The organism is Nitrosomonas sp. Nm51 (genome assembly GCF_900111165.1).
GTDB lineage: Bacteria > Pseudomonadota > Gammaproteobacteria > Burkholderiales > Nitrosomonadaceae > Nitrosomonas.
This window is the reverse complement of sequence record NZ_FOGH01000012.1, coordinates 39,092-65,788: the sequence shown is the minus strand read 5'-3', so window position 1 is coordinate 65,788 and position 26,697 is coordinate 39,092. Positions and strand designations below refer to the sequence as shown.

Sequence of the window (26,697 nt, the reverse complement as noted above, 5' to 3'; positions counted from 1 at the left end):
GTTATCAAAAAGATCTTTAGTTTTTCATTACATGATATAGGTAAGTCGGGTTATAACAGCCATAACAACAATCAAAATCTCATTGCCGTGTTGTTTCGCACTATCATCCAGAGATTTCAAAGATTTCTTGCAAAAAACCAGCGACTGACTGGTAAGCGCGATTCGCCGCCGTTTCTCTGTAAACCGTCCCAAAACCGGGGTTATTTGCCACAGGATTGGTAAAAGCATGCATGGTGCCGCCATACACATGCACCTGCCAGTCTACGTTAGACTCGGTCATTTCCTGTTCAAACGCCAACACCTGCTCTGGCGGCACCATGGGATCGTCATGTCCATGCAGACACAATACCTTGGCGGTTATCGCTTCGTTCGCAACATCCCCCGGCGCGAATATGCCATGAATGCTGATCACTCCGCTCACATCGGCACCCGAACGCGCCAATTCCAATACGCACATGCCACCAAAACAATAGCCCATAGCCGCCACTTTCGAAACATCGACATACGGCAGATTCCGAGCTGCCTGCAGCGCCGCTGTTATCCTGCGTCTAAGCAGTGTCCGGTCGTCTGCAAACGGACGCATTAATGCACTATTTCCTTCGATATCTCCGTCTTTGCCAAACACGCTCTTTCCGTACATATCTAGCGCAAAACCGACATACCCCATTGCTGCCACTCTCTCGGCAGCTTTACAAGCAAATTCACGCCGCCCGCTCCAGTCATGCGCCACAAGCACAGCTGGTTTTGGTATAACCGCATCGTCTTTATAGGCCAGATAGCCTTCAAGCAACGTATCTCCATCCTGATAATCGATTGTTTGTGTAATCATAGTGTTCAGTCCTTCTTCAATTTCCATTTTCAATTTTTCGCCGTTCTTCATCAACCAGAACGACACCCGGAATATTCAATCGCAAACAAAGACTCGAAGCCGGTAGCCATTCGCGAACTGTCGCTGCAGACGGCTAACGCCTAACGCGGTCGGCTGTCCTGAAACAATTTTTGACAGGAATCGATCACTTGAAATTTGATATCACACCCGTATGCACTCGAAAAAATTCTGTTACGTCATTATAAAAATTTGTTCAGTTTGACATGCATTCCTTTATAATTCGCACCATGGGAAAATTATACACGAAGCGGTGCGAGATTGACCGGCACGTTATCAATCCGGCCTTGTAGAAATCATATAAATTCATTCTCATTCCGACCGCTCTCAGCAGCGCAGGGATCATAAATTAACAGGAGTTATACAAACAATGCATGATTTGCGCATCAAACCATTTTCAATTTTTATTATTTTTTTTGCAGTGATAAACACCGCATGGGCGGAACAGGTCGTCGTCAAGCGTGACCGTATCTTTATTGCCGATGGCGGTTTGATTGTTAAGGATCTGCATACCGGTGCGCTCGATCAGTGCACAGCGCCGCCATTACTCGATCCTGCCGGCAACGATGTAACCGCTCTGCTCAGCACCGCAACCGATGTGGTTGTCAAACATGATTACGCCGTTGTCACGATCCATCCACTTGATAGCGATGGCAGCCCTTTTGTCGACACCGTTACGGTCGATATATCGAACTGCTTCGAAATTAAAACAGTCACTGTAGACAAATGTATTTCAACCGTCGACATTGCGCGTGGTCTGCTCATTATTCCGTGTGTGGAATATAACGGATCATACCTGACCGTACATATGGACCGCCGTGGAAATTCAGATAACTGGAGAGTCGCTTTCTCCGGAAACAATTCAGCAATGAAACATTACCATCGTTACCATGACGATCACTACCATCATCATCATGATGATGACGACGATGATCATGATGATGACGATGATCATGATGACGACTGATTCTTCTTCAGCTTTAACATGCGGCACAGTCTTTTCAAGATCCGGCCGTTGCTGATCGCACACAGTCAGAATCGCTGACTGTGTGCGATCAGCTGCCTCTGCGACTACCGGGGCGCCATCCGAATCACCATCCACATAGATATACAACAGATACAACTGAAAATTCGCTAAAGCAGCTTATTTTGGCAGGCTATCCATTTGAAAGGCTATGCGCATTCACACCAGCATCATTTACAAGCTGCACCAGCTCCAGAAGACTCGCAACACCCGATTTATGCATAATATGGCTTCTGTGGATTTCAACGGTTCGATGGCTGATACCCAGATGTGCGGCAATTTCTTTATTTGAAAACCCCTGAACAATTAGCGCTATCACTTCTTTTTCACGTTCAGTTAACGTTGCTAAAAAATGTTTTACTTTGCGGTTATGTTTCTCCACCAGCAGTTGTTTTTCACATTCGGAAAACGCAGAGTGGATGCTTGCGATCAGTTTGGCGCGTGTAACCGGCTTAGTCAGAAAATCAAGTGCGCCAGCCTTCATCGCTTTGACGCTTTGGGGAATAGTGCCACAACCTGTAAGAAAAATTACCGGCAACATATAGTTACGGCTGTTGAGTAGCTTCTGAAGCCGCAAGCCATTCATGCCGGGCATATTGATATCAACAACAATACAGCCCTCGTCATCCGGGCTGCACTGCTCGAGAAACGCTCCAGCACTGTCGAATACCCGGACGGAAATACCTTCCTGCTTGATCATCAACATTAACGAATGACGCACTGCCGCATCGTCATCAATAATAAAAACGGTATAACGGCTGACAGTCATGACGCGTAAGGCAATGTAAAATGAAACTGCGCGCCATGCCGGAAATCAGGGTCAATCCAGAGCTGCCCGCCGTTGGCCTCTATCAATGCCCGGCTGATTGACAAACCCACACCAAATCCTGTCGGTTTCGTGGTAAAAAAAGGGTCAAATATTCGGCAGATCGTATTCCGGTCTATGCCCGGACCATTATCCTTGATTGTTACAATCGCCATATTTTCTCCCGATAATGTTTCTACTGTAATGGCAATTTCTGAATTAACAACATTCTCTGCCCGCATGGCTTCCACCGCGTTTCTGATCAAATTCACCAGCACCCTTTGTATTTGAATCCTGTTGGCCTTTACCGCAGGAAGGTCTGGCTTCAGATCCAGCGCAAGCTGAAATTCCCCGAATCCGTCATTACGTGTCTGCAACAATGCATCCTCTATAATACGGTTTAAATTCAGTGTTTCGGTCTGAACTTCACGGTTTTGCAGAAAACCGATTAGTTCATGCAGTTTTTCTCCAGCTTTCTGCGCCTGCTGCACACACCCGTCAAGCGCTACTTTCGCTCTATCACAATCGATTGGCGAAACGCTCAATGCGTGATGCGCAACTTCACCGTAAGCTGAAACAGCAGTCAGCGGCGAATTGATTTCGTGTGCAATGGCGGATGCGGTGATGATGGCAACCTGTTGGCTGAATAACGCTTCGGTCTCATTTCGCTGCTGCTGAAGCGTTTGTTCAAGTAACTTACGTTCTGTAATATCACGCGCAATACCGACTATACGTTTCGCTTTTCCGTTTTCGAACTGGGCCTGCCCCAGTGTCGCAATCCAGTGTTCTGTACAATCTGGTGGTTGCGCGAGTCGAAACTCGCCGCGGCATCGTCCATTTGCAGACAGGTCAATCGTTTCATCAAATACTGCCCTGCATTTTGCGCGGTCTCCCGGATGAATCGCAGCGAAAAATTTTTCCAGCGCCATATTTTCTCCGGCTTCGTTACCCAAAAGCCCGCGCATGCGTTCGTCACAATAAACCCGGCCGTTTACGCAATCGATATCGAATATGCCCGCACCAGCGGCCTGCTGAATCAGCCATAAGCGCTCCTCGTTCTCCCTCAGCGCGCTTTCAACCTGATAGCGCCGGTCTATGGCGTTTAACGTAGCTAATATATACAGATGTTTTTTGATCGTAATTGGACTGAGACTGATATCGACACTGATTTCTTCACCGCTGCGGTTCAACAGCCTAATATCTCTGTCGTTGCCCATCGGCCGCTTGCGCGGATGCTTGTAATACATAGCCCGATACCTGCGATGGTGGTCTCGAAAGCGATGCGGCACAAGCATTTCGATTTCCATACCGCAAAGTGCGTCATTTGGGTAACCGCATAAATGCTGTGCTGCAGAATTGGCCAGCACGATAGACCCTGATGTATCGACGAGTAACATCGCTTCAACCATTGCATCGAGCAACTTGCGGAAATTTCCGTCGCCGGGTGGCTCATTTGAAACATGTGCGGTGATTATTTTTTTACTCTCCGCAATTTCAGAGACTCATGACAAGGAATGCATGGAATTCCATGTTCGATCTGGATTAATGGATTGACTGACCTTACTATATATAAGGGATATCCCCTACGTGTCAACACGTATATATTTTTTTTTGCATTTGGGTAGAATTTAAATGCAGAAAGCAAAGAACAAAAATCCAGAAATGCTTTTTTATTAATGGAAGAAACTCGATTTGAGACAAGATTAATTCATTAAATAATAAGGAGATCCGGATGGAAACGATAGCAACCAAACCTCAAAGCCGCAGCGGCAAACCAACTGTCAAGCGCGCTGGAAAGACCCAGGCCGACACCGGTAACGGGGCTTCTGAATCACAATTGCGAATCAAAGAAGCAGCTTACTATAAAGCGCTTGAGCGCGGGTTTGCACCCGGACATGAACTGAACGACTGGCTGGCGGCGGAAAAGGAGGAAAACCGATGAAAACGCAATCAAAAGAAATAACGGCAGGCCATCATAGCCAATGGTTTGGCGATTTAAATCAAGATGAGAGTAAACCGGCTATTTTTATGCTTTCAGAAGACGGCGTAATACTCGAGACCAACGATGAAGGCGCAAGATTGCTAGATTATTCACCGGGTCAAGTAGACAAGCCGCATATTTCCAGGGTGATTCCGCAGTTGGCTGAGATTGATTTGCTGGAAGACGGTGAGCGCGTAAATACATATTTGCGTTTTCTTTCACGCATCGGCCGCCATTTTAATGTAACCGGTATGAACGGTGCGCACTTTTCCGGTGAGCTGTACTTCAACGACACCAATACGTTCGATCAACATCGGATCATTGTCACGATCTATCCCGTTCATAAAGAAACAAAACGTCTCCATGCTTAATAGCTTGGATTTTTATACTGAATAAAAAAGGAGAGAAACATATCTGAATCCAATCAAGAAAATATACCGGTAACAACCGAAAGAAGCCAGCGATATCCAAGCCATCTTTTATGGCCGTCTCGCCCCTTTGCCGGCATGGAGCGCGTTTTCGATCGTATCTTTGGTCGCAATCAGCCGTCATTATGGCATCGGCGCGATACCCCTCTGTTCGACAACGTTTTTGAATTTGATGAACAACGATTACCCAACTTAGATGTCATCGACAGGGAAAGCGAAATGCTGGTGCGCGCTCAATTAATTTACCCTGCGCCGTTGATGACTCAAAAATAACGGCGTCACCAAAAAACGGTATTCTGGAAATAACCTTGCCCAAAACGGAAACAGCAAAACGACGCAACATACAAGTGCAGTAGTCCGATACGTTAGCAGTGTTGCCCGAGGATGGTGGCCATACTTTTTTCAGCGAATTCCACTATGCCTGAGACAGGCTTCCGGATTGAAGCAAAGGAACGCATCATGCCCGGACAAAAAACAGTTCTAACGCATACCTGAACTTTTGTTGTAATTCCACAATTTTTTGAATAGCGATCTGAGCAGCATGTTCATCATTCGACCCGCCCTTGTCAAGATAGAGCCCGCGGTTTAACTCTATCTGAATGCAGGGCAGCGGATTGTTGCCATAATGCCTGGTAATGTAACCACCAGCAAATGGCCGGTCTATCGTTACCTGACCTTCACGCAACTCAAAAGCGCGGCGCATGATTGCAGCGAAGCGTTGTACTGTTGCAGGACTGCAACTGCCGCCGTGCCGGCTGCCAAGGCATATAGCCGGACGCATAGCACCTTGGTCAGGGCCGATCACAGGCCCGACTGCCTCCATGGAATGGCAATCCAGCATCAATTCAAGATCCTGACGGCTTTGAAGCATGAATTGTATTTTTTGATGGTAGGGAACGTAATATTTCTCCAGCAACGTATGCACCAGGGCTTGATCGCGCCATATTTCATCACGGTAAATTTGCACCCCGTGGCAACTGAGGCGCTTGATCACACCATCGGGATTGGCGGGTGGCAAATCGTCCGGGGCACGGTTCAAATCCACATAGACACGCGCAATCGGCGTATCGACAACTGCCGCAGCTTCCTCGCTTAGACCATAAATTTCACGGGTACGGAAATCGCTATCCGCCAGCATGGCCTGCTTCGAAATCACAATATGGCGTATCAATTCGGGAGGGGCCTGGTCTCCGCCATGCGGTATAGAAAGTAAAACAGGAAACGGCGTCATGACACTGATTTTTCCGGATCTGACACACCGGACGCACTGCCGTCCCTGCGAATCTCCGCAACACCCTGGAACAGAGTGCTGGTCTGACATTTGAGGACCGCGTGCACTGCGCCAAGATAAAAAGAATACGGCTCGCGCAAATCCATTTTGTAGCCTGCCGACTGCAGATAACCCAATACTTCCGCCGGAAAACGGTCGGCTTCTATGCTCAGCGTTCCACCAACGGAGCAGTGAAATCTTGGGTAAGTCATAGCCTGACTGATCGGCATGCCGCCATCTGCTATGTGAAACAGGAACTGGCTCATGGTTGAAAAAATCCGTTCACTGCCCGGGCTGCCCGCAACCATCCATAATTTGTCCTTGTAAAAACAGATAATCGGCGCAACCGAACTCCATGGTATCGCATTCGGACGCAGGTAATATGGATGCGACGGATCGTTAAACTCAAGTGAACTCATATAGTTGTTATATAAAAAGCCCAGCCCGGCAGCGGCCGTTTTGGAACCATAAACCAGTTCTATCGACTGGGTGATACCGATTGCGTTACCCTGATTATCCATTACCGATAGATGCGTGGTATCGTATTGACTGGGATAAATATCCTGCGATGGCAAAGTCGCGTCAATCACATCGCAAATCGATGCGGACAGTCTTTTAGCGTAATTACTGCTCAGCAGTTGTTTGTCATCCGGCAGTTGTGGATAGACATTGGGATCAAACGGACGTTCTTTATGATTGAGCAGCGCTTTTCTGAAAGCTTCGGCGATAAAATGAAATGATTTCGGATCGCGTTCCAGCAGCAAATGCGGCGGCAGATACCTTAAAATTTGCAGCATCAACAACAGCGTTCTGCCGGCTGAAGGCGGTGGAGAGGTAAACACCTTGATACTCCGGTAATTTCTGCGCAACGGCTTTCGCTCCACAGGCCAGGGAATATGCGCGAGGTCCTCCGCTCTGAGAAATCCGTCATGCCGGCGCATATCCTGATCAATTTGTTCAGCGACACTCCCCGTATAAAATGCCTTGATCCCGTGCCAGGCGATTTTCTCGAGCAACCTCGCCAGGTCAGGCTGCCTGAACGAGTCACCAGGCTTGTAGGGCTGTTTGCCGTCTTTGAGAAAATACTGCGCACCGGACCGCCCGGGTATCTTTAAAAAATTTTTCAGTTCACGTTTCTGCAAATTATGCTGCAACTGTGTAATCCGGTAACCGTCAGATGCCAGTTGAATGGCTGGTTGCAGTATCTCAGACCAGTCCAGCGAGCCGTAACGAAAATGCAAATAACCCAGTACAGCCGGCGTACTGGGCACGGTTGCCGCACGGTGTCCTTTGACTAACTGGTGATTTCCGGTTATCTGATCCAGGTGCGCTAATGAAGGTACGCGGCTGGATCCGTCTATAGCAATAGTTTTACCCTGAAAATGCATGATCGCGTGCGACTGGCCACCCAGTCCGCTGGCCTGCGGTTCACAAACGCCAAGCGCAAATGCCGCGGCACAGGCCGCATCGATGGCATTACCGCCTTTGCGCAGCATTTCCACCCCGGCCTGAGTCGCCTGCGGAAAAGCGGTCGACACCATGCCGTCTGATGCTTCAGCACACTTGCCGTCCTCAGACGGCGTAAAACGCCCCTCAATAATATGCAGATTCATCAGGCAAAATTTTTCCCAATTTTGTAAATCAGATACGCCAGCAACACACTGCGGTCGATCATGCTGTCACGCACAATATACTTGTCTCTCGAACCGTAGCCGCCGGTTCGGGGACCCATGCCATCAACCGCGGCGACTCCGGGCGCGACATTCGCCAGCAAGGAAGCGATACCGGCGTCTTCCTGAATAATGCGCACTTCAACCACCTTGGCGATTTTTTCGATCTGATCGTAAAATTGCAGGGTTTTATCGTTCTGCAAAAACGGTTTTCTATGCGCTCCCTTTGTGATATTAACACGAACGGCATCTTGCATTTTGGGTGCGAAGATACGCATCACCAGATTATCCAGTTTCTTACTCTGTTCGGAATTCTGAAAATGCAACACAAAAGACAACGCGGCATGATAAGCAGGCAAATCGGCATTGCTACGCGTCTCGAATCCGGTCAATGTTACATAAACACCGGTTTCTACGGAATTCAGTTTTTTTAACTGACTGATTTTCTGAGCGCAGTACAGAACCGGATCGTGCTCATCCGAGAAATACTGACTGGACGCCCTACCTTGCTTGCGGTTGACTTCGACGTTAAAGCAGGTGGAACCCAGACTTGCAGTCACAATATCACCGCCGGGACCGCCTCCGCTCAATCCCAACACATAATCCGATTTTGAAGACAACTCATGCATTATCTTGCTCGATGCCACGCCGCCTTTTGAATCATCCGTAATAAACAACAGACCGATCTTGACGCGCCTGAGGGCACGCGTGTAGCGTAATGCCTTCAACGCGCCAAGCAGAACAGCAATCCCTCCTTTTCCTCTGGCCACGCCCGTTCCGTAAATGCGCCCACGTTCCTCGGAAAAAGGAATGTAGTCCTCATAATCCACGGGATTATCAAGGTTGCCGACAATCAGTACATCATTAGTTTCCCCGGTATGGTTGGTAAAATAAAGCATATTACCGAACTCGGACATCGAAAAAACCTGCCTGTCAAAACCGGAACCGGATAGCTGGCTTGAAATCCACCGGCCCAGCGTATTAACACCTTCTACATTTTCAATAAAGGAATTGATATCCACCATTTTGGACAGATAGTCTTCCATCGTATCGATATTGCTGCGCAGATAACTTCTGAGTCTGATTCGCAGCGGGTCTTTCTTCTGGGCTGCTGCCGGATGCTCATGGCCCGATGCAGCATCCTCAAACTCTTTGCCGAAATAACGTTCAACCGCAACATCCAGCATGCGATTGATTAAGGATTCATACGTATAGCCCGCAACTTTTGCCGCGCTGACGTAGGTCCCCGTTAAGCCGAGGCTGGCCATGGAATTCAACTCAAGAATATACAGATTGCCGTCCTGATCCATGCGGAAATCAACGCGGCCAAAATCGAAAATTCCGAGCACCTTAAACGTTTCCACGGTTAACCTGCGTAATTCACTGGCGAGCTTGTCGTCGATCTGCGCCGGACAAATTTTGTTTTTTGGTTTTTTCAGTTTATCTTCCAGACTTTGAATACCGAGTGGATCGCCCTCCAAATCAATTTCAACAATCGGAAAAATCTCGGGATCCTGATTGCCCAGCACGCCCACCGCAAACTCTCTGCCGGGAATGAATTGTTCGACGAGAACAGGCTGTTTGAACTGATCGATCAATCCTGAGATTGCCGATCTCAACGAATTCATGTCGTGAATCACCTGAATGCCAAGCGATACCGCTTCCATTTTGGGCTTGGTAATCACGGGAAACGGCAGGTCGCCCTGAATCTGATCAGCATTGTGGAACACCCAGTATGGTGCTGTCGGCAGGCCCGCGGCCTGAACCATAACCTTAGTGGTCACCTTGTCCAGCGCGATGCCATGGCCGGCAGGACTGGAACCGACATAGGGAATGCCAAGCATCTCCAGCAACGAAGGAATATGCGTATAACGGCTAACTCCCTGAATGCCATAGGCCATATTAAACACCATGCCCGGCTGATCCCCCTGCACCACCCTCGGCATGAATTCCTGCAACTGCTCAATCACATGTATATTGCCGTCAATTACACGCACATTATGCCCGCCCTGTTCCAAAGCCGCTGCAACACGCTCAACCGTAGCGGGATTATAGGTTTCCTGATTCTGCGCGCCAAAAACGTTGATCACGCCTTCACCCTGACTTTTTTTGCGTTTATTGAAAATAACTGCAACTTTCATGGCATTTTCTCCATAGTCAATTTATTGTTCCCAACGGCAGCCAGCGAATCATGGCTTACAAAAATACTGCGTTTGGTTTCGCGCCTTGATCGCGGCCTCGGTCAAGTCAAAACGTGCGGCATGCAAATAGATTAGTTCAGATTAGCACAAATAATAGCGTTTGAAATCACCAGGAATAATACCTGCAGGAAAACCCACATACGCCAACAATTTCGCATTAGGGAGTGCCAATTACTCAATGCGACTGGCAGGGCAGATACAGAAGAAAATATCAATTTTGCTGGACAAAGTATCAGCCTGAAATACCGGTATCTTAAAAAAACCTAATAATTGCTTGTTATTTGCCATATCAAGCGTTGTCGACATCTTTCATAATGCCTGGCAATTAAGCACGGAGCCTATGAAATGTCAGATACAGCAGCAGAAAAGAAAAGCGGCAAAAAAGGACTGGTCATCATGATACTTGTCTCGGTTATTGCCATCGGGGCAGGCGCTGGCGGCGCGTGGTTTTTTATGCAAGGACAACAGGAAGATGAATACGAGCCCGCCCGTCCCAAAAAAATACCCACTGCGTTTAAAGAGCTTGACATCTTTACGGTTAATTTACAGCCAGAAGACAGAAACCAGTACCTCCAACTCGGATTAACGGTAAAAATCCGTGATACCGATGTTTCTCAAGAGATCGACCGGCAAATGCCCGAAATCCGCAACCGGGTTCTCCTGTTGTTAACCAGTAAAACCGCAAACGATGTCTCCACTTTGATTGGCAAAAAACAATTAGGCGCGGAATTAACCGAAGAAATCAAGAAATCGCTTGATTCAGAGATACTGCGCGAAGAGGTTATGGCAGTTTTATTCACTTCATTTGTTATTCAATAAAACCAAATGGCAGAAGATTTTCTCTCACAAGACGAAGTCGATGCACTGCTGAAAAGTGCGACTGGCGAACAGGACGAAGAAAAACAGGAGAATGTTGAGTCCGGCGTCAGGACGTACAATCTCGCAACGCAGGAGCGTATTGTCCGTGGGCGCATGCCCACCTTTGAGATTATTAACGAACGCTTCGCGCGTTTGCTGCGCATTGGGCTCTTCAATTTCATTCGCCGCACGGTCGACATTGCGGTCGGGCCTGTCAAAGTTATCAAATTCAGTGAATTTGTCCGCAACCTCGTGGTGCCGACCAATCTGAACATTATTCAAATCAAACCACTGCGCGGCTCTGCCTTGATGGTTTTCGAACCGGACCTGGTATTTCTGATTATTGACAATCTGTTCGGCGGCGATGGACGCTACCACTCGCGCGTCGAAGGGCGTGACTTTACCGAAACCGAACAGCGCATAATTAAACGGCTGCTGAATGTGGTATTCGAAGAATATGAAAAGTCCTGGAAGCCGGTTTATCCGGTTCAGTTTGAATATGTCCGCTCCGAAATGAATCCGCAATTTGCTTCGGTTGCCACGCCCAATGAAGTCGTCGTGTGCGTTTCTTTCGATCTTGATCTCAGTGGCAATAGTGGAGAATTTCATGTCTGCATTCCCTATTCGATGGTCGAACCGATCCGCGACCTACTTTATAGTGCATTACAAGGTGAACAAATGGATATTGACAAACGCTGGGTAAGATCGCTGTCCAGACAAATACAGGGAGCGGAAGTTGAACTGGTTGCGAACCTGGGGCAGACCCGAATGACATTTGAGCAGATTCTCGGAATGCAAGTTGGCGACGTTGTACCGATTGACATCCCGGAATCCGTAATTGCAGAAGTTGACAGCGTTCCGGTCATGGAATGCCGTTACGGCATTATCAACGGACAATATGCGCTCAAGGTGAATTCCATGATTTCCCAAAAAGAAGCCGATTAACTACCGGAGAATCAAATGACAGATACTACAGCAGAACAAAACGAACTGGACAGCTGGGCAGAAGCGATGGCTGAACAGGAAGCAACCACACAAAACCCGGATACAGCGGTCGCTGCCGAAACAACGGTTGAACAGGAACCAGCTGCCGGTACGAATAACAGTGTTCAGGATGGCGCTTTTCCAGGCACAAAAAACGCCAGCGCCACAGTATTCAAGCAATTCTCCAACGAGGGCGCGTTGACTAATACGTCAAACGATATCGACCTGATTCTCGATATTCCGGTTCAACTGACAGTGGAACTCGGTCGTACCAAAATCGCCATCAAGAATTTACTGCAACTGGCACAAGGATCGGTTGTTGAACTGGACGGACTCGCAGGTGAGCCGATGGATGTTCTTGTTAATGGATGTCTGATCGCTCAGGGCGAAGTCGTAGTCGTTAACGACAAATTCGGTATCCGGCTCACAGACATCATTACGCCCAGCGAAAGAATCCGCAAACTCAATCGATAACCGGTCATTTGTCATGTTGAAACATTGTTGCCTGTTTTTGCTGCTTACCTGTCCATTGGCGGTTTTGGCTGAGACGGAATCCAAAAACCCGGTTCAGCCGGAATCAGTCATCGCGGCTGAAAGTATCACGAAAATGATTACCGGTCTGCTGCTGGTATTAATGATCATTGTCGTTGTTGCCTGGCTGTTTAAACGCTTTGCCAATATTCCGGCAGCAGCAACAGGTCACATTAAAGTCGTTGCTGCTGCCAGCATTGGCCAGCGCGAGCGCGTCGTAATTGTGGAAATCGGAGAAACCCGGCTGGTACTCGGCGTCACGCCCGGTCAAATCAACACACTGCACAGCACGGAAAAACCACCGCAGCATGCTGCAGAACAGAAAACGGAAAAATCAGCCGGGCAATTTTCAAAAATACTGAATAAAAGCATCAGTAAAAACGAGCTACCTTAACAAGGGCTTATGATTAATTCTCAGTGTAATCACGGCAATTATTGAACCAGAATGCGACATATCCTACACAAACTTCTAAAACTGGCCATCCTGCTTTCAGGTTGCTTTGCTATGCCGGCATTGGCACAGCAATCCGGTTTTCCCGCATTTACCAGCACGCCCGCGCCCGATGGCGGTTCCACGTATACTCTCAGCCTACAGGCGCTGATACTGCTCACATCGTTGACATTCATTCCTGCGGTGGTGCTGATGATGTCAAGTTTTACGCGTATTATTATCGTCCTGTCATTGCTGCGCATGGCACTGGGAACGCAGTCTTCCCCTCCCAACCAGGTATTGATCGGAATTGCTCTGTTTTTGACATTTTTTATTATGTCACCCGTTATCGATCGTGTTTATAACGAAGCATATCTGCCATTTTCGGAAGACAAAATCGATATCATGGAAGCCGCCGATATCGCCAGTGGGCCGCTGCGCACCTTTATGCTGCATCAGACACGGGAAAGCGATCTGGCATTGTTCATACAAATTGCCGATCATGATGACATTGAATCCCCGGAGCAAGTACCCTTCAAGATACTGGTGCCAGCCTATATCACCAGTGAACTAAAAACCGCGTTCCAGATCGGCTTTATTATTTTTATTCCATTTCTGATCATAGATATGGTCGTCGCCAGCGTTTTGATGTCCATGGGTATGATGATGCTTTCGCCAATGATTATTTCCCTGCCGTTCAAGTTAATGCTGTTTGTTCTGGTCGACGGCTGGCATTTATTGATTGGATCGCTGACACAAAGTTTTTTCACCTGACCGATAAAAGGAAAAGTCATGACGCCAGAAAATGCGATGACCATTGGCCGGCAAGCACTTGAAATCACCTTCATGATTTCCGCTCCGCTATTGCTGACCGCGCTGATTACGGGTCTGATTGTCAGTATCTTTCAGGCTGCCACGCAAATCAATGAAATGACGTTGTCTTTCATACCAAAACTGCTGGTCATGTTTCTGGTTATGGTGGTTGCCGGACCCTGGATGCTGAGTGTCATGACCGATTACATGCACCGTTTATTCACCAGCATCCCCTGGCTTGCGGTCAGTTAACCGCTTGCCACACACCGGCCCATTGATGAATAAAACGACGCATAAGCTGACCCGTGATCAGCATCACCAGCGCTGAACTGGATGCCGTCATGGCGGCATTCATATGGCCGCTGTTTCGGATTCTCGCGTTGATCGCCAGCGCGCCAATACTCGGCAACCCCAGTGTGCCGGTCAGAGTCAAGGTAGGACTCGCGATTTTGATTACAATACTGGTTGCGCCGACTATCGAACAACCCGCCCCGTCAGCGGATCCCTTTTCGGGTACCGGATTATTGATTTTAGTTCAGCAAATAATTATTGGCGCAGCAATCGGGCTTGTCATGCGTATCGTTTTTGTTGCTGTCGAAATGGCAGGAGAAATCATCGGCTTGCAAATGGGCCTCGCTTTCGCCATTTTTTTTGATCCGCAAAGCTCCGGTCAGGTCGCCTTGATTGGACGGTTTCTGGGCATTATTGCAAGTCTGGCTTTTTTGGCAATCGATGGTCACTTGCTCATGATCGCCCTGATCGCGCAAAGTTTTAATGCGTTGCCCATCGGGGCAGACGGCATCTCTGTATTGTCGTTCAGTCTGCTGGCAGAATGGGGCGGAGAAATTTTCAAATCCGGCCTTCAGCTTGCCCTGCCGGTATTAACCGCGTTACTGATCACCAACTTGGCACTCGGCATATTGACCCGTGCAGCGCCACAATTGAATATTTTTGCTGTCGGCTTCCCGATTACATTATCAATTGGTTTCCTGATGCTTGCACTGAGCATCACCTTTTATACGCCAATACTGGAAAAATTGATTCAAAATGGATTCGAATTTATGTCACACCTGGTCAATCTGCCTGGCATCGCTATACCATGATTTCAACGCCGGACACCTGCCAATCCGTATGGTGCAACGCATTTAATTCATCATCCGCCAAATAAGAAATAGGCTTTATTTTGTCCTTTATCCCAAGCGTTACATTTTTAAAAAATGATAAAATGCTGCTATTAAAAAGCATGCCCACTGAACAGGTTATGCAGATTTGCCTGTTTGAGAGTCAGCTTCCAACACAAGATGTTTAAGGATTATTGCCAAATAAGATAAGGATTGCGCAGTATAATCAGGTACAACAGAACATGACATTCAAATCCAGATTAATTCAATCATTGCGAAAAAAATCGCCGTCGAACGAATCTTTTGAACCGACGATTGCTAATGCGGCCGACAATGATTTGTATTTTCTGGATTTGCCAGGACATCCAGCCGGACAATCCGACCTGCTGCAATCATATCAACCGGCATCGGACGACAACATGACGCTTGCCGATATCGAGCATCAACTCAGACGGGAGCATCATGAACGCCTGAGCGCGGAAGACCACGCCATCCAAGAAGCGCAAAAAAGACTGGCAATTGAAACAAAAGCCAGGGTTGCCGCCGAAGCCAGAGCAAGAGCAGAAGCCAAAGCACGCGTTGCCGCTGAAGAACGGCTCAAGGCCGAGACACAGGCTACCGAAGAAGCCAGATCACGCGCGCAAGCTGAATCGTTGGCGGCGAATGAAGCCAGAGCAAACAGACAAAGGGAAATCCAGGCACGGCAACTTGCGGAAGAAAAAATCAAGGCCGAAAAAGAACTGGCTGTTATTTTGCACACCAAGCTCAAAACGGAATCCGCAATTGTAGAAGAGGCCCGCGAGCGGGTCAGTCAGGAAGCCGCTGCGCTTGACATATCGGATGCACAGCTGCGCGCTGAAAAAAAAGCAGCGGAAACCGTTAAAAACAATACAGAAAAAGCCGAACAGGCGCAACAAACTGCGCTGGCTGTTATCGAGGCCGAAAACCGCGCCAGGGAAATCGCTGAAGCAAAAATCCGCGAAAACGAAAAGCAGCTTGCTTTGGCCAATGCAAATGCTAGTGCGGAGAAAAAAGAGCTGGAGGAAATACAGCAGCGTACACGTCTGGAAACCGAAATTCAGCAACAAATTGCAAAGCGCCTGGAGGCAGAAACCAGTGCCCGGTGTTCGGCTGAGGCCCGTGTGCGCGCAGAATCCGATGCAGCGCGGGCCGCGCAGGAAAAAGCCAAAGAGGAATCTCAGGCAGCCGAAACCGCACAACAACGCCAGCAAAAGGATGCAGAAGCGGCACAAATGGCGCGCACGAAAAAAGAAGCGGAGGCAGCCGCTGCGCAAATTTCGGAATCGATAGCACAAAAAGAGTCGGAAGCCGCTGCAGCCATTCGCGCACGCATACAAATCGAATCCCAGACACTGGCTGAAAAAAGCCAGCGCTTACAGTGTGAACTGGAAGTAAAAACTGCAGCCGAGATCAAACTGAACGCCGAGCGCGACGCCCGTACCGCCGCTGAGCAACAGAAAGCAACAGAGACAGAAGCAGCGCAGGCCGCACAGATTCGCCGCGAAGCCTGCCTGCAGGCTGCCGCAGAAGCCCGGGCGCGCAAACAGGCAGATATCGCTGCCACGGAAGCGGCCGAGCAAAAAACCGTAGCTGAAAAACACGCCCGAGAAATTTCTGAAACCAGAGCCAACGCTGATCTTCGAGCGGCCGAAGAAGCCAGCGCCAAGGCTGAGACCGAACAACGCCTGCTCGCGGATGCCGAGCTGCGCATCCAGGCGATGACGGATGCAAAGCGCGCGGCCGCCGAACGTTTGCAAACCGAACAGAAAATCACCAGTCTCGTTGTTACCCGGGCGCAAGCAAAAATTGACGCTGCCAACAAAGCAAAAGCCCTGTTAGACGCGGAAACCAAAGCCTCCGAAGCAGCTCTGGCTAAAGCCAGAGCCGATTCCGCCGCACTGGCTATTATCAGCAAACGCGCTGAACTGGAGGAAAAGGCCCGCGAGGAAGCCGCACGGCGTGAAACTGTCGAACGCATGGCCAACGAAGCGATCATTGCGCAAACTGAAGAAAACAAAAAAGCAACAGCAGCGGCAACGGCCAGAATACGCGCCGTACTGGCCGCAACAGCGCATCACCATGCGCAGCCAGCCATCCCGCTATTGTCACCGGATACAGCCGTTCAATCAATTCGTCCAGCATCTGATCAAACAAAACCCGGTGTTATATCCACCCCGCCCGAAAAGGATCTTGCATCATCCGCTGCGATTGCGATAACCCGCACTCCCCGCAAGCCCTGACACACTGGTACAATTCCCAGCGGGCTTATCAGGCCCGGCGTATTCGGCGCGAAACAACAAAGCCGTTCAAAACCCCGCCATCAACAATTGTCTGGAACAGGAGTCAGCCATGAACAAAACCCTTGCCCGCCGTTTAACCATTTACATCATTACACTGGCCGGGCTGATCATAGCGGCCGCTATCAGCCTGCAAGCAGCATTTGCCGCTACCGAGATAACCACAACCCGCGGCGATCAGGCGGAAATAGCGCTTTCACTGTACCAGCATGACCTTGCCTTGGTTAAGGATACCCGCCATATCACGCTGCAGCACGGCCTCAACCGTCTGGTCTGGCAGGAAATCTCCGCCAGAATCAAACCGCAGACCGCTTGGTTAAGTCATTCAGAGCGGCCCGAACTGCTGCAAACCGTGGCTCAGCACTTTAATCTGAATTTGCTGACACCACAACAATTACTGGAGAGCCATACTGGCAAACCAGTCACTGTCATACGTTTAAATCCGGCTACCGGCGACGAACACAAAGAGACGGCCACGGTGCTGACGACCAACGGCGGCATCATCCTCAAGTTTTCCGATCGTATTGAGACCGGCATGCCCGGCCGTTTGGCATTTTCTGAAATCCCTGATGGGTTGCGCGACAAACCGGCAATGACGGCTGTACTGGACAGCCAGATAACCCGGCATAACAAACCGCAGCCATTGCAGTTAACATACCTGAGCCATGGGCTTTCGTGGCAGGCTGATTATATTTTAGAACTCGATCAACAAGACCGGCAGGCCAGTTTGACCGGTATGGCCACGCTCACGAACCAGAGCGGCATCGATTTTCACCATGCCAGAATTCAATTGATCGCCGGTGATATCAACCAGGTACAACCTGCCAGCCGCCCCGTGGCCAAACAATTCAGCCGGGAACTTGAATCCATGAGCGCAGCAGCTGCCGATATCGACAATACCGCACATTTTGAACTGCACCGTTATCCGCTTCCTGTCAAAACCACGTTACGCGACAATCAAAGTCAGCAAGTTGCCTTCATGTCCGCGCGTGCGATTCCAATCGAAAAGCAGTTTATTTTAACAGGACAGAATCATTATTATTCTGGCCATTACCGCCATGCCGAACAAAAACAGGCGGTAGACACTTTCATTAAATTCCGCAACAACGGCGGCGAGCTGGGTGTACCGTTACCGGCCGGTATCATTCGCGCCTACAAGCGGGATCAACATAACGATCTGCATTTTGTCGGCGAAGACACGCTAAGCCACACACCCGGCAATGTGATGGTTCGGCTGCAACTGGGGCAGGCATTCGATATTACAGCAGAGAAAAAACAGATTGACTTTAAAAAAATTCCATCGCCTGATCCGAATACGCGGCAATTCGAGACAGCGCACCGGATCACGCTCAGCAACGCAAAAAAAGAAGCCGTCACGGTAATCGTCCGCGAACCCGTTCCCGGTGACTGGCGCATGCTGTCCGAATCGCATCCACATCAGAAAATCACCGCTAATACGGCCGAATGGCGTATTGAATTACCCGCTGAGCGTGATACTGTATTAGCGTTCCGCGTCCTGACCGCGCTGTAGCGATTCAACTTATGCATACAATTATAACGAGCACCGCCTTATTTTATTCCTCCAGCGTCATTTCCAGTTCCAGCCAGCTTTCTTCCAGATCGGCGATTTTTTGTTCAAGCATGTCATGCACAACGCTGAGCTGGTCAATTTCCGTACGCGTGCGTTGCGTATAAATTACCGGATCTGCCAGCTGCCGGCGCGCTTCGGCAAGCTCTTTCTGAGCGGCATCGATAGCTGCCTCCAGCTTCGACTGTTTGGCAAGCAATGTTTTTTTATTTGCTCTGACTGGCGGCTTCTGTCTTGTTTTTTCCGCTGCCGGATGCGGACGCGCTTGCACCGCCTCAGCGCGTCTGGTATTGATCCACTGCTTGTAATCATCCAGATCGCCATCAAACAATTGCACACGACCGTCTGCGACCAGCAATAATTCATCCGCGATCGCACGCACCAGGCTACGGTCATGCGAAACCAGCACCACGGCGCCTGTATATGCCTCCAAAGCCAGTGTCAGCGCATCACGCATATCCAGATCCAGATGATTGGTCGGTTCGTCGAGCAATAGCAGATGCGGTTTTTTCCACGCCAGCAGTGCAAGCGCCAGACGGCTTTTTTCGCCGCCTGAAAATGTGCCTACCGGCCGGTTTTCGGTATCCCCGCCCATACCGAAGCGCCCCAAAAAGCTGCGTAAAACCAGTTCGGTATGTTCGGGCGCAAGACGCGCAAGATGCTGCAGCGGCGTCGCATTGGCATCCAGAAGATCGAGCTGATGCTGCGCGAAGTAGCCGATGCGCAGATTCGGCGCCCATTCAACTGTACCGGAATCGGGCAGAATGTCTCCAGTCAGCAACTTGATCAGCGTAGATTTTCCGGCGCCATTCGGTCCCAGCAATGCGATGCGCGCACCTGCCTGCAGCACCAGTTGCACCTTTTCAAACAACGGTCTGTTTGCAAAACCAAAGCTTATCTGCTTGGCCCGCAGCAGCACATCAGGACTGCGTTCAGGTGCGTCGATCTGCAGTTCAAAACGGCCGTTTTCGATATGCACCGGTGCAATCCGCGTTAACCGCTCCAGCGCTTTGATGCGGCTTTGCGCCTGTTTTGCCTTGGTCGCCTTGGCACGAAAACGGCGCACAAAATCCTCCATGTGTGCGATCTGTTTCTGCTGCTGTTGATACGCCTGCGTATGCTGCTGCAGCCGCTCCGCGCGTGCACGCTCGAAATCATCGTAATTACCGGTATAATTCTCGATCCGCCGGCGATGGATATGCGCGATACGGTTGACACAGGCATTGAGAAACTCGCGGTCGTGGGACACCACAACAAGACTGCCGGGATAGCGCACCAGATACTGTTCAAGCCAAAGTATCGCTTCCAGATCCAGATGGTTGGTCGGTTCATCGAGCAACAGCAAGTCAGCACGGTGCATCAGCGCACGCGCCAGATTCAGACGCATGCGCCAACCTCCAGAAAACTGTGTCACGGGGCGTTGCAGTTCGTCGCTGGCAAAGCCCAGGCCGCTTAGCAACTGCGCTGCACGTGCCTGAGCGCCATAACCGTCAATCACTTCGAACTGCTGTTGCGCCTCGAACCAGGCTGCATCGTGTTGCGCCTGCGCCAGAATGTTTTCGAGTCGCCGCAGCTCGGCGTCGCCATCGAGCACAAATGTCAAGGCGGGTTGTGTTGTATCGATAATTTCCTGCTCGACAAATGCGATGGTCTTGCCCGCCTGCAAAACAATCTCGCCGGCATCCGGTTTGACCGAACCGCGCATCAGACGAAACAGCGTCGACTTGCCGCTGCCGTTACTACCTACGAGACCAATGCGTTGTCCCGCAAAGACTTGAAGATGGCAGTCCTGCAACAAGGGCGTACCGCCCTGAAGATAAGTCAGTGAATGTATTGTGAGCATGAAATCAAACTATCAAAATTGCATAGTGTAACCGTTCGCGCTCGTGAGTAAAATCGAATGCCGGCAATTTTCAGTCAAGAAATTACAGATAAAAAATTCTGTCCGTTCCGTCATGCGACTGTCATATAAATGCAAACTATAAAACGATAAACAACAGCCATTTAGCCCGTTTACTTCATTTACCGGCTGAAAATTTTCGCGCCTGCTGGCAGCAAAACAGAAAATTTTTATGCGAAAAAAACACTTGACATTTAAGAATCATCCACATCCTTTAGAAAAGGATTTTGAATTTAACGCAAACCCGTGTAAACATTGGGATAAAAATTAAGTTATTGATTATAAATCATTAATAATCGTATAAAAATTAATCGGATTAAAGAAAAATGTTATGTAAAGGGATGTTAAATACAAAATTTACATCTTGTCCACAGAGTTATCCACAGTTTTTGTGGACAAACGCACGCGACCATCAAAATTAAAATTTAACTTGCTGGTCTGCTGCTGATCAATGTCCAAAGCCATCACTAAACTTTATCGTTGCGGCATTTGCCGCAAGCATGAATTACTGCAAGATAAAGCAACAAAGCGGCGGCTAATTTAAAGATAAAATGTCTTGCACGTAAAAAAACAAGCATTTTTTTGTTGGCATTTTACTGCGGCGAATGCCACATCAAAGGCGCCTGTAACATGGCAAATGCATTATTTATGCTATAGTTCCTGCAAACGGGGTGTTACCCTGATTCTTCGGAGAATACAAACCATGACTGATTATCCGAATCTGCGCGAGGCGATTGTCGACCAGGCGGTTGCCATTGCGGAGCGTTCGTGCTGGGAGGCTGTGCGGCTGTTCGATATCGCCGCTGAACTGAAGATTACACTCGATGATATTCGTCCGTATTTCCGCGAAAAAGAAGACATTATCGATGCCTGGTTCGACCGCGCCGACGGCAGCATGCTCAAGCTTGCCAAGCAAGACGATTTTCTGGCATTGCCGCCGCGCGAACGCCTGCATCGTCTGGTCATGGCATGGCTTGACGCGCTGGCTGCGCACCGCACGGTCACACGCCAGATGATCGGTTCCAAGCTCGAGCCTGGACACATTCATATCCAGATTCCGGCGATCATGCGCATCAGCCGCACAGTGCAGTGGATGCGCGAAGCGGCGCAGCGGGACGGCACTTTTTTACGCCGCGCGCTCGAGGAAACCGCGCTGACCACGCTATATCTCGCGACATTTACTCGCTGGATGTTCGACGAATCGGATAACGCGCAGCGCACGCGGGCCTTTCTGGCACAGCAGTTACAATTGGCTGAAATTCTCGATCAGGCAGTTTACGGCCGCGCGCGCGCTGACAGCAACCACCAGCCAGACGCCACCTCAGGGAACAAAACCAGACTGATCGCGGACACCACAACAAGCGGCATCAACGACGACCAATCGGCGCCCGCCACGTCTGCCGGGAATGTAGCAGTCGAAACGCGCACGCAGCCCGAATAAACCATGGACCCACTCACACATGCGATGAGTGGAGCGCTGCTGGCACGCGCCGCAGCCACCGCTCAATCGCATCAAACGGCGCATACAGCAAAAACCGCCCGTCTGCCGCTGCACCTGCTGGCCGCTGCCGGTTTTTTTGCGGCGGCATTCCCCGATCTGGACTTCGCGCTGCGCCTGATCGACACCCTGATCTATCTGAACTGGCACCAGGGCCCGACGCATTCGTTGATCCTGCTGCCTTTCTGGGCCTGGCTGCTCGCGCAGCTGTTTGCATGGCTGGCCAGCCGGACCGGTTCACCGCAGTACGGATGGCGGTTGTTTTACCTGCCCGTGTGCCTGGGGCTGGCTATTCACATTGCTGGCGACTTGATTACTTCGTATGGATTAATGCTGTTTGCGCCGCTCTCAACCGAACGCTATGCACTGCCACTGGTGTTTGTGATCGACCCGTGGTTCACCCTGATAATACTTTCCGGCTTGATCATTTCGTGGCGTTATCCACACCATAGAACTCCTGCGGCAGCAGCCATGTGCGTTCTGGCCGGTTATATAGTTTTTTTGTTTATGCAGCGCACGCATGCGCTCGACATCGCGGAAAATCATGTCAGCGCCTTGCCGGAAGCGTGTATCAGTGCACTGCCGCAACCGCTGTCGCCATTTCACTGGAAAATCATCATTGAAGAAAATGATCGTTATTATGTGGCGCTCGTCGACCTCGGTTCAGACAACAATACGCAAAACGAACCTGGAAAAAACTGGCTGCTGCCGAAAATGGCCGCCGCATACCAGCCCGTCACGGACATTCACTGGCGCTTGCTCAGACAATTTGGCGACGATATCGAACAATCCGAAGCGGTTCGCGCTGCCTGGCAGCACGCTGCATTTAAACCGTTCCGTCAGTTCGCCCGGTATCCGCTGCTCGAGCGCATCGATCATTCAGACCAAATGCGCTGCTACTGGTTTTATGACATGCGTTTCAAATTCCCGGAACTGCAGCCTTCGTTTCAGTTCGGGTTATGTCGATCACACGATGCGCCGGACTGGCAGATAGCCCGGCACCGGGGATTGTTTTACATTGACTGATTTGCTGCGCAACCGGCCGTCAGTTAAACATCGAATTCGGGCACTGCCGATTCTGACGCAAGCAGCCTGCCGTACTGAATAAAGATTTCCTCTAAAAACAAGCGGACATTGACAGGATGCCGGGATAGCGGCTGACGGGTGTTCAGAAAATGCAGGTACGCCAAACACGCCTGCAGGTTAATCTGCTGACACAGGGGTTGAATGCGCGCCTCCAGATACGGATGATAGCGCACTCGCCTGGCAACGTGAAAACCTGCCAGGTCGTAGCACCATTTCTGCAGCCAGTCAATGGTCACGGTCAGTTCCTGTTGTTGCATCGCCTCGGCCAATGCCAGCGGATCAAAGCTTGCATACGTACTGACAGCGTCGATAAACTGCCGGTGCCGCTCTATCGTATCAACTAACGGCAATGCCAAAAACGGCGAATAACCGGACAACGCCAGTAACATATGCGCATATTGCCGTTTATCCAGTTGCAACGAGTCCGGGTATTTTTCGGCATCCGTCTGTTGTGGCCAATGTTGCAGCATCCATTGTATCGCTGTTTCAATATCGGGCGCGGGCATCACAATCTGCAGGCAGCGACTGCGAATGGTCGGCAGCACACGTTGCGGCTGATGCGCAACCAGAATAAACAACGTACACTCGGGCGGCTCCTCCAGCTTTTTTAATAACGCATTGGCTGCCGCAGTATTCATCGTTTCCGCAGGATAGATCAGAACAATTTTGAAGCCCGCCTGATGGCCTGTTAAATACACAAAATCGTTTAACCCGCGGATCTGTCCGATAGTGATCTGTTGCCCGGCCCGCTGTTTCGTTTGCCGCTCTCCGGCGGGCGGGTCAGGCACTTTTGTTGAATGATTCGCGTCTAAAGCACGGCTGCTCAGGCTTAACATCAAGGCATCGGGTGCAATCAGCGCAAAATTGGGATGCGTGTGTTGCGCAAACCAATTACAGCCAGTGCATCGCCCGCAAGCAGTATGACGCGCATCCGGATTGACGCATAACAGTGATTTGGCCAGCATGCGTGCAAACCTGTATTTCCCGATACCTGGCCTGCCCTTGAGCAACAGGGCGTGGCTGCGCACCACCCCCCCACGCATCAGTTTCTCCCATATGCGCTGCTGCCAGACTGGCAATGGATTCATAACCGAGAACCTGCACATAATGTTTCAATCGTACTGGCCACTTCAGCCTTGACGGCGTTGACAGGCTGACGCGCATCAATGATATGAATGCGTTGCGGAAACTCACACGCGCGCGCCAGATACGCATCGCGTACACGCCGAAAGAAATCCTGCCGCTCCTGCTCAAAGCGGTCTGGCGTTTTCATCGCGCTGACGCGTTGCAGGCCGAGTTCGATTGGAACGTCAAAAAATAATGTCAAATCAGGCTGCAGACCGCCCTGCACCCATTGTTCAAGTAACGCCAGTTTCTCCCGGTCGATTTGCCTGCCGCCACCTTGATAAGCAAAACTGGCATCGGTAAAACGGTCGGATACCACCCAGCTGCCGTCTTGCAATGCGGGAACAATGACTTTGTCGATATGCTCGCGTCGTGCCGCGAACATGAGTAATGCCTCGGTTTCGGGATGCATCGCACTGGATTGATCGAGCAACAGAGCACGCAGCCGTTCGCCCAATGCTGTACCGCCCGGTTCTCTGGTCACTACCACAGTCTGCTGTTTCTGCTGCAGCAATGCAGACAGATACGCAAGCTGCGTCGATTTGCCCGCGCCGTCGATACCTTCTAACGTGATAAATTTGCCAGCGTACATAAACCAGTAATGTAGAGAATCGTGTGTATTATCAGGTATCATCATTCATGCGCAGATGATCATTCAACGATTAATTTGGATCATTCCATGAAAATTGATGCTGACAGCTGTCTTTACCTTAACGACAGTTTTCAATATATCGCTTCCCCCAATTGTGATAACCGTCCTGAAGGTACTGAAATCACCCTGCTGGTCATTCACAGTATCAGTCTGCCACCCGGAGAATTCGGCGGCAATGGCGTGATTGAATTATTCACCAACCAACTTAACCCGCAGTCGCATTCCTATTATACAGGCATCGCCGGCCTGAAAGTATCCAGCCATTTTTTCATCCGGCGCGATGGTGAAATTATCCAGTTTGTACCCTGTAACAAACGTGCCTGGCATGCCGGCACTTCACGCTGGCGTGGAAAAGACCAGTGCAATGATTTTTCCATCGGCATTGAACTGGAAGGCAGTGACACAACGCCATTCATTGACGCGCAGTATAATGCGCTGGCCGCTTTGACCCAGTGCCTGTGTAAACATTATCCGATTACCGACATCGCCGGACACGCGGATATCGCGCCCGGACGGAAAACGGACCCGGGGCCGTATTTTGACTGGCAAGCCTATAAGCAATTCGTATTTAATGGCCTTGACAGTAGCAGCAAGCTACAGATCAGCCATACACCAACACTTTTATATTGCCGTAATGGCCATAACCGGGCAGAATAAACAGCTTCAGCGGAAGTAGTTTCAAACGGCAGCGCATTGTTTCCAATGCATAGCATCGTGTCTGATCGTGCTTAAAATGATATAGGAGTTATCTCATGGCGAATTCGAGTAATGCGCTTTGGATTGGCGGTATCGTAATCGTCGCCGCTTTAACCGTGGTTGAACTGCTGTCTTCACGGGAAAATAACGACGCGGCAGAATCTGTTGATACCGCAACAGCAACCAGTTCTGCATCTGTCTCGGCGCAGCAGGACGCCGGTCGAATCGCGATGGGCCCGGCTGAAACGCAAGGTTTTGCCGATGTGCCCGATACTGAATTCAACATCGACACCGAATTTGCGCCCGACTTGATTATTGACCTGGATAATCCGGAGGCAAATGCTGCGGGTAGCACGGAAAATCTGTCACACATGCCCAAGGCGGAAACAGCTGAATCAGAAGCCGCCATGTCAGACCGCGGCGCGGACGCGAACACATCGGGCGATGAAGCGGTCAATTCAGATACGGTTGCAGCAGAGACCGGAACGGCTGATGCTGAATCCACCGCACCCGCACCGGTTGACACAGCCGTCGCACAGCATCTGGCTGCTGCAGAAAAGGCACTTAAAGACTTTCGCATGACCACACCGCCGGGCGACAATGCTTACGAACACTACCAGACAGTGCTGACAATCGAATCCGGTAACGCCGAGGCGCTTGCCGGCATACAGAAAATGGTTGACATGTACATTCATCTCGCGGAAAAAGCGATCGCAGACGGCAAGAAAAACAACGCCAGGGTTTATTTGCAACGCGCTGAAAAGCTCGCGCCAGGATCACTCAAATTAAAAAATCTGCGTACCGGGCTGGACTGACTTCACCCTGCAACAAG

The 26,697-nt window shown here is 50.0% G+C and carries 28 protein-coding genes; 18 read left to right on the top strand and 10 right to left on the bottom strand.

The window, feature by feature from the left end; all coding sequences use genetic code 11:
* Positions 1–103 precede the first annotated feature (103 nt).
* Positions 104–829 carry a dienelactone hydrolase family protein gene (locus BMY60_RS06370; protein ID WP_090332268.1) on the bottom strand — a complete coding sequence of 242 codons (726 nt, stop codon included), beginning with the start codon at positions 827–829 and terminating at the stop codon, positions 104–106.
* A gap of 427 nt (positions 830–1,256) precedes the next feature.
* Between BMY60_RS06370 and BMY60_RS06365 the strand changes: the two genes are divergently transcribed.
* Positions 1,257–1,853 carry a hypothetical protein gene (locus BMY60_RS06365; RefSeq protein WP_090332248.1) on the top strand — a complete coding sequence of 199 codons (597 nt, stop codon included), beginning with the start codon at positions 1,257–1,259 and terminating at the stop codon, positions 1,851–1,853.
* 190 nt (positions 1,854–2,043) lie between these two features.
* Here BMY60_RS06365 and BMY60_RS06360 read toward each other — a convergent pair whose 3' ends face one another.
* Positions 2,044–2,679, bottom strand: coding sequence for a response regulator transcription factor (locus BMY60_RS06360; protein ID WP_090332247.1), 636 nt, complete (start codon positions 2,677–2,679; stop codon positions 2,044–2,046).
* Positions 2,676–4,136 (bottom strand): PAS domain-containing sensor histidine kinase, encoded by a 1,461-nt coding sequence (locus BMY60_RS06355; RefSeq protein ID WP_256250724.1) that lies wholly within the window; start codon positions 4,134–4,136, stop codon positions 2,676–2,678. Before BMY60_RS06355 ends, BMY60_RS06360 begins: the two co-directional genes overlap by 4 nt.
* A gap of 311 nt (positions 4,137–4,447) precedes the next feature.
* Here BMY60_RS06355 and BMY60_RS06350 point away from each other — a divergent pair, with 311 nt between their 5' ends.
* The 4 genes from BMY60_RS06350 to BMY60_RS16615 all read left to right on the top strand — a co-directional run bounded on the left by BMY60_RS06350 (position 4,448) and on the right by BMY60_RS16615 (position 5,480).
* The gene (locus tag BMY60_RS06350; RefSeq protein ID WP_090332244.1) at positions 4,448–4,657 is read left to right on the top strand and encodes a DUF2934 domain-containing protein; all 210 of its coding nucleotides are present in this window, start codon (positions 4,448–4,450) and stop codon (positions 4,655–4,657) included.
* Positions 4,654–5,067 carry a hypothetical protein gene (locus BMY60_RS06345; protein WP_090332243.1) on the top strand — a complete coding sequence of 138 codons (414 nt, stop codon included), beginning with the start codon at positions 4,654–4,656 and terminating at the stop codon, positions 5,065–5,067. Before BMY60_RS06350 ends, BMY60_RS06345 begins: the two co-directional genes overlap by 4 nt.
* Before the next feature lie 135 nt (positions 5,068–5,202).
* A complete protein-coding gene (locus BMY60_RS16195; RefSeq protein WP_256250723.1) occupies positions 5,203–5,397 on the top strand; it encodes a hypothetical protein in 195 nt (64 codons plus the stop codon).
* Complete coding sequence (locus BMY60_RS16615) at positions 5,361–5,480, top strand: Hsp20/alpha crystallin family protein (protein ID WP_371264194.1); 120 nt, start codon at positions 5,361–5,363, stop codon at positions 5,478–5,480. The genes BMY60_RS16195 and BMY60_RS16615 overlap by 37 nt, the downstream gene beginning before the upstream one ends.
* 101 nt (positions 5,481–5,581) lie before the next feature.
* Here the strand turns inward: BMY60_RS16615 and BMY60_RS06335 are convergent, their stop codons facing one another.
* From BMY60_RS06335 to BMY60_RS06325, 3 genes are read right to left on the bottom strand one after another with little or no spacing between them, the layout of a single operon-like run.
* The gene (locus BMY60_RS06335; protein ID WP_177166602.1) at positions 5,582–6,355 is read right to left on the bottom strand and encodes an N-formylglutamate amidohydrolase; all 774 of its coding nucleotides are present in this window, start codon (positions 6,353–6,355) and stop codon (positions 5,582–5,584) included.
* Entirely contained in the window at positions 6,352–8,007 is a 1,656-nt protein-coding gene (locus BMY60_RS06330; RefSeq protein WP_090332240.1) for a gamma-glutamyltransferase family protein, read from the bottom strand. The genes BMY60_RS06335 and BMY60_RS06330 overlap by 4 nt, the downstream gene beginning before the upstream one ends.
* Positions 8,007–10,205, bottom strand: coding sequence for a M20/M25/M40 family metallo-hydrolase (locus BMY60_RS06325; RefSeq protein ID WP_090332238.1), 2,199 nt, complete (start codon positions 10,203–10,205; stop codon positions 8,007–8,009). Before BMY60_RS06325 ends, BMY60_RS06330 begins: the two co-directional genes overlap by 1 nt.
* Positions 10,206–10,610: 405 nt before the next feature.
* Between BMY60_RS06325 and fliL the strand changes: the two genes are divergently transcribed.
* The 7 genes from fliL (at position 10,611) to fliR (ending at position 14,984) form a co-directional block, all read left to right on the top strand.
* Positions 10,611–11,084, top strand: a complete 474-nt coding sequence (fliL, locus tag BMY60_RS06320) for a flagellar basal body-associated protein FliL (RefSeq protein ID WP_090332236.1) — start codon at positions 10,611–10,613, stop codon at positions 11,082–11,084.
* A 6-nt stretch (positions 11,085–11,090) separates the two neighbouring features.
* Positions 11,091–12,068: a flagellar motor switch protein FliM gene (gene fliM, locus BMY60_RS06315; protein ID WP_090332234.1), complete on the top strand. Its 978-nt coding sequence runs from the start codon at positions 11,091–11,093 to the stop codon at positions 12,066–12,068.
* Between the two features lie 15 nt (positions 12,069–12,083).
* A complete protein-coding gene (gene fliN / locus BMY60_RS06310) occupies positions 12,084–12,581 on the top strand; it encodes a flagellar motor switch protein FliN (protein WP_090332233.1) in 498 nt (165 codons plus the stop codon).
* A 13-nt stretch (positions 12,582–12,594) separates the two neighbouring features.
* A complete protein-coding gene (fliO, locus tag BMY60_RS06305; protein ID WP_090332231.1) occupies positions 12,595–13,032 on the top strand; it encodes a flagellar biosynthetic protein FliO in 438 nt (145 codons plus the stop codon).
* Positions 13,033–13,143: 111 nt separating this feature from the next.
* Complete coding sequence (gene fliP / locus BMY60_RS06300) at positions 13,144–13,842, top strand: flagellar type III secretion system pore protein FliP (RefSeq protein ID WP_143057378.1); 699 nt, start codon at positions 13,144–13,146, stop codon at positions 13,840–13,842.
* A gap of 18 nt (positions 13,843–13,860) precedes the next feature.
* Positions 13,861–14,133, top strand: coding sequence for a flagellar biosynthesis protein FliQ (gene fliQ, locus BMY60_RS06295; RefSeq protein ID WP_090332228.1), 273 nt, complete (start codon positions 13,861–13,863; stop codon positions 14,131–14,133).
* 53 nt (positions 14,134–14,186) lie between these two features.
* On the top strand, positions 14,187–14,984 hold the full coding sequence (gene fliR / locus BMY60_RS06290; RefSeq protein ID WP_090332227.1) for a flagellar biosynthetic protein FliR: 798 nt from the start codon (positions 14,187–14,189) through the stop codon (positions 14,982–14,984).
* Here the strand turns inward: fliR and BMY60_RS16000 are convergent.
* Complete coding sequence (locus BMY60_RS16000; protein ID WP_218141647.1) at positions 14,974–15,132, bottom strand: hypothetical protein; 159 nt, start codon at positions 15,130–15,132, stop codon at positions 14,974–14,976. The genes fliR and BMY60_RS16000 overlap by 11 nt on opposite strands.
* Before the next feature lie 112 nt (positions 15,133–15,244).
* On the opposite strand from BMY60_RS16000, the gene BMY60_RS06285 reads away from it, so the two are divergent.
* Both BMY60_RS06285 and BMY60_RS06280 read left to right on the top strand, forming a co-directional pair.
* Entirely contained in the window at positions 15,245–17,263 is a 2,019-nt protein-coding gene (locus BMY60_RS06285) for a coiled-coil domain-containing protein (protein ID WP_090332225.1), read from the top strand.
* A 109-nt stretch (positions 17,264–17,372) separates the two neighbouring features.
* Positions 17,373–18,851 (top strand): DUF4139 domain-containing protein, encoded by a 1,479-nt coding sequence (locus BMY60_RS06280; RefSeq protein WP_090332224.1) that lies wholly within the window; start codon positions 17,373–17,375, stop codon positions 18,849–18,851.
* 43 nt (positions 18,852–18,894) lie between these two features.
* Here BMY60_RS06280 and BMY60_RS06275 read toward each other — a convergent pair whose 3' ends face one another.
* On the bottom strand, positions 18,895–20,751 hold the full coding sequence (locus BMY60_RS06275; protein WP_090332222.1) for an ABC-F family ATP-binding cassette domain-containing protein: 1,857 nt from the start codon (positions 20,749–20,751) through the stop codon (positions 18,895–18,897).
* Between the two features lie 694 nt (positions 20,752–21,445).
* On the opposite strand from BMY60_RS06275, the gene BMY60_RS06270 reads away from it, so the two are divergent.
* Together BMY60_RS06270 and BMY60_RS06265 are read left to right on the top strand one after the other, a co-directional pair.
* The gene (locus BMY60_RS06270) at positions 21,446–22,249 is read left to right on the top strand and encodes a TetR/AcrR family transcriptional regulator (protein ID WP_256250720.1); all 804 of its coding nucleotides are present in this window, start codon (positions 21,446–21,448) and stop codon (positions 22,247–22,249) included.
* 3 nt (positions 22,250–22,252) lie between these two features.
* Positions 22,253–23,332 (top strand): metal-dependent hydrolase, encoded by a 1,080-nt coding sequence (locus BMY60_RS06265; protein ID WP_090332221.1) that lies wholly within the window; start codon positions 22,253–22,255, stop codon positions 23,330–23,332.
* 23 nt (positions 23,333–23,355) lie between these two features.
* Here the strand turns inward: BMY60_RS06265 and holB are convergent, their stop codons facing one another.
* Together holB and tmk are read right to left on the bottom strand one after the other, a co-directional pair.
* Entirely contained in the window at positions 23,356–24,480 is a 1,125-nt protein-coding gene (holB, locus tag BMY60_RS06260) for a DNA polymerase III subunit delta' (protein WP_090332219.1), read from the bottom strand.
* The gene (gene tmk, locus BMY60_RS06255) at positions 24,477–25,109 is read right to left on the bottom strand and encodes a dTMP kinase (protein ID WP_090332265.1); all 633 of its coding nucleotides are present in this window, start codon (positions 25,107–25,109) and stop codon (positions 24,477–24,479) included. The genes holB and tmk overlap by 4 nt, the downstream gene beginning before the upstream one ends.
* 87 nt (positions 25,110–25,196) lie before the next feature.
* Between tmk and ampD the strand changes: the two genes are divergently transcribed.
* Positions 25,197–25,826 (top strand): 1,6-anhydro-N-acetylmuramyl-L-alanine amidase AmpD, encoded by a 630-nt coding sequence (gene ampD, locus BMY60_RS06250; protein ID WP_090332218.1) that lies wholly within the window; start codon positions 25,197–25,199, stop codon positions 25,824–25,826.
* A 95-nt stretch (positions 25,827–25,921) separates the two neighbouring features.
* Positions 25,922–26,680 (top strand): prolipoprotein diacylglyceryl transferase, encoded by a 759-nt coding sequence (locus tag BMY60_RS06245; protein ID WP_090332216.1) that lies wholly within the window; start codon positions 25,922–25,924, stop codon positions 26,678–26,680.
* Positions 26,681–26,697 lie beyond the last annotated feature (17 nt).

What these genes read in the sequence shown, in the direction of transcription:
- BMY60_RS06370 (WP_090332268.1), bottom strand. Translation starts at nt 829, where the DNA reads ATGATTACACAAACAATCGATTATCAGGATGGAGATACGTTGCTTGAA.
- BMY60_RS06365 (WP_090332248.1), top strand. Translation starts at nt 1,257, where the DNA reads ATGCATGATTTGCGCATCAAACCATTTTCAATTTTTATTATTTTTTTT.
- BMY60_RS06360 (WP_090332247.1), bottom strand. Translation starts at nt 2,679, where the DNA reads ATGACTGTCAGCCGTTATACCGTTTTTATTATTGATGACGATGCGGCA.
- BMY60_RS06350 (WP_090332244.1), top strand. Translation starts at nt 4,448, where the DNA reads ATGGAAACGATAGCAACCAAACCTCAAAGCCGCAGCGGCAAACCAACT.
- BMY60_RS06345 (WP_090332243.1), top strand. Translation starts at nt 4,654, where the DNA reads ATGAAAACGCAATCAAAAGAAATAACGGCAGGCCATCATAGCCAATGG.
- BMY60_RS16195 (WP_256250723.1), top strand. Translation starts at nt 5,203, where the DNA reads ATGGAGCGCGTTTTCGATCGTATCTTTGGTCGCAATCAGCCGTCATTA.
- BMY60_RS06335 (WP_177166602.1), bottom strand. Translation starts at nt 6,355, where the DNA reads ATGACGCCGTTTCCTGTTTTACTTTCTATACCGCATGGCGGAGACCAG.
- BMY60_RS06330 (WP_090332240.1), bottom strand. Translation starts at nt 8,007, where the DNA reads ATGAATCTGCATATTATTGAGGGGCGTTTTACGCCGTCTGAGGACGGC.
- BMY60_RS06325 (WP_090332238.1), bottom strand. Translation starts at nt 10,205, where the DNA reads ATGAAAGTTGCAGTTATTTTCAATAAACGCAAAAAAAGTCAGGGTGAA.
- fliL (WP_090332236.1), top strand. Translation starts at nt 10,611, where the DNA reads ATGTCAGATACAGCAGCAGAAAAGAAAAGCGGCAAAAAAGGACTGGTC.
- fliM (WP_090332234.1), top strand. Translation starts at nt 11,091, where the DNA reads ATGGCAGAAGATTTTCTCTCACAAGACGAAGTCGATGCACTGCTGAAA.
- fliN (WP_090332233.1), top strand. Translation starts at nt 12,084, where the DNA reads ATGACAGATACTACAGCAGAACAAAACGAACTGGACAGCTGGGCAGAA.
- fliO (WP_090332231.1), top strand. Translation starts at nt 12,595, where the DNA reads ATGTTGAAACATTGTTGCCTGTTTTTGCTGCTTACCTGTCCATTGGCG.
- fliP (WP_143057378.1), top strand. Translation starts at nt 13,144, where the DNA reads ATGCCGGCATTGGCACAGCAATCCGGTTTTCCCGCATTTACCAGCACG.
- fliQ (WP_090332228.1), top strand. Translation starts at nt 13,861, where the DNA reads ATGACGCCAGAAAATGCGATGACCATTGGCCGGCAAGCACTTGAAATC.
- BMY60_RS06285 (WP_090332225.1), top strand. Translation starts at nt 15,245, where the DNA reads ATGACATTCAAATCCAGATTAATTCAATCATTGCGAAAAAAATCGCCG.
- BMY60_RS06280 (WP_090332224.1), top strand. Translation starts at nt 17,373, where the DNA reads ATGAACAAAACCCTTGCCCGCCGTTTAACCATTTACATCATTACACTG.
- BMY60_RS06275 (WP_090332222.1), bottom strand. Translation starts at nt 20,751, where the DNA reads ATGCTCACAATACATTCACTGACTTATCTTCAGGGCGGTACGCCCTTG.
- BMY60_RS06270 (WP_256250720.1), top strand. Translation starts at nt 21,446, where the DNA reads ATGCATTATTTATGCTATAGTTCCTGCAAACGGGGTGTTACCCTGATT.
- BMY60_RS06265 (WP_090332221.1), top strand. Translation starts at nt 22,253, where the DNA reads ATGGACCCACTCACACATGCGATGAGTGGAGCGCTGCTGGCACGCGCC.
- holB (WP_090332219.1), bottom strand. Translation starts at nt 24,480, where the DNA reads ATGAATCCATTGCCAGTCTGGCAGCAGCGCATATGGGAGAAACTGATG.
- tmk (WP_090332265.1), bottom strand. Translation starts at nt 25,109, where the DNA reads ATGTACGCTGGCAAATTTATCACGTTAGAAGGTATCGACGGCGCGGGC.
- ampD (WP_090332218.1), top strand. Translation starts at nt 25,197, where the DNA reads ATGAAAATTGATGCTGACAGCTGTCTTTACCTTAACGACAGTTTTCAA.
- BMY60_RS06245 (WP_090332216.1), top strand. Translation starts at nt 25,922, where the DNA reads ATGGCGAATTCGAGTAATGCGCTTTGGATTGGCGGTATCGTAATCGTC.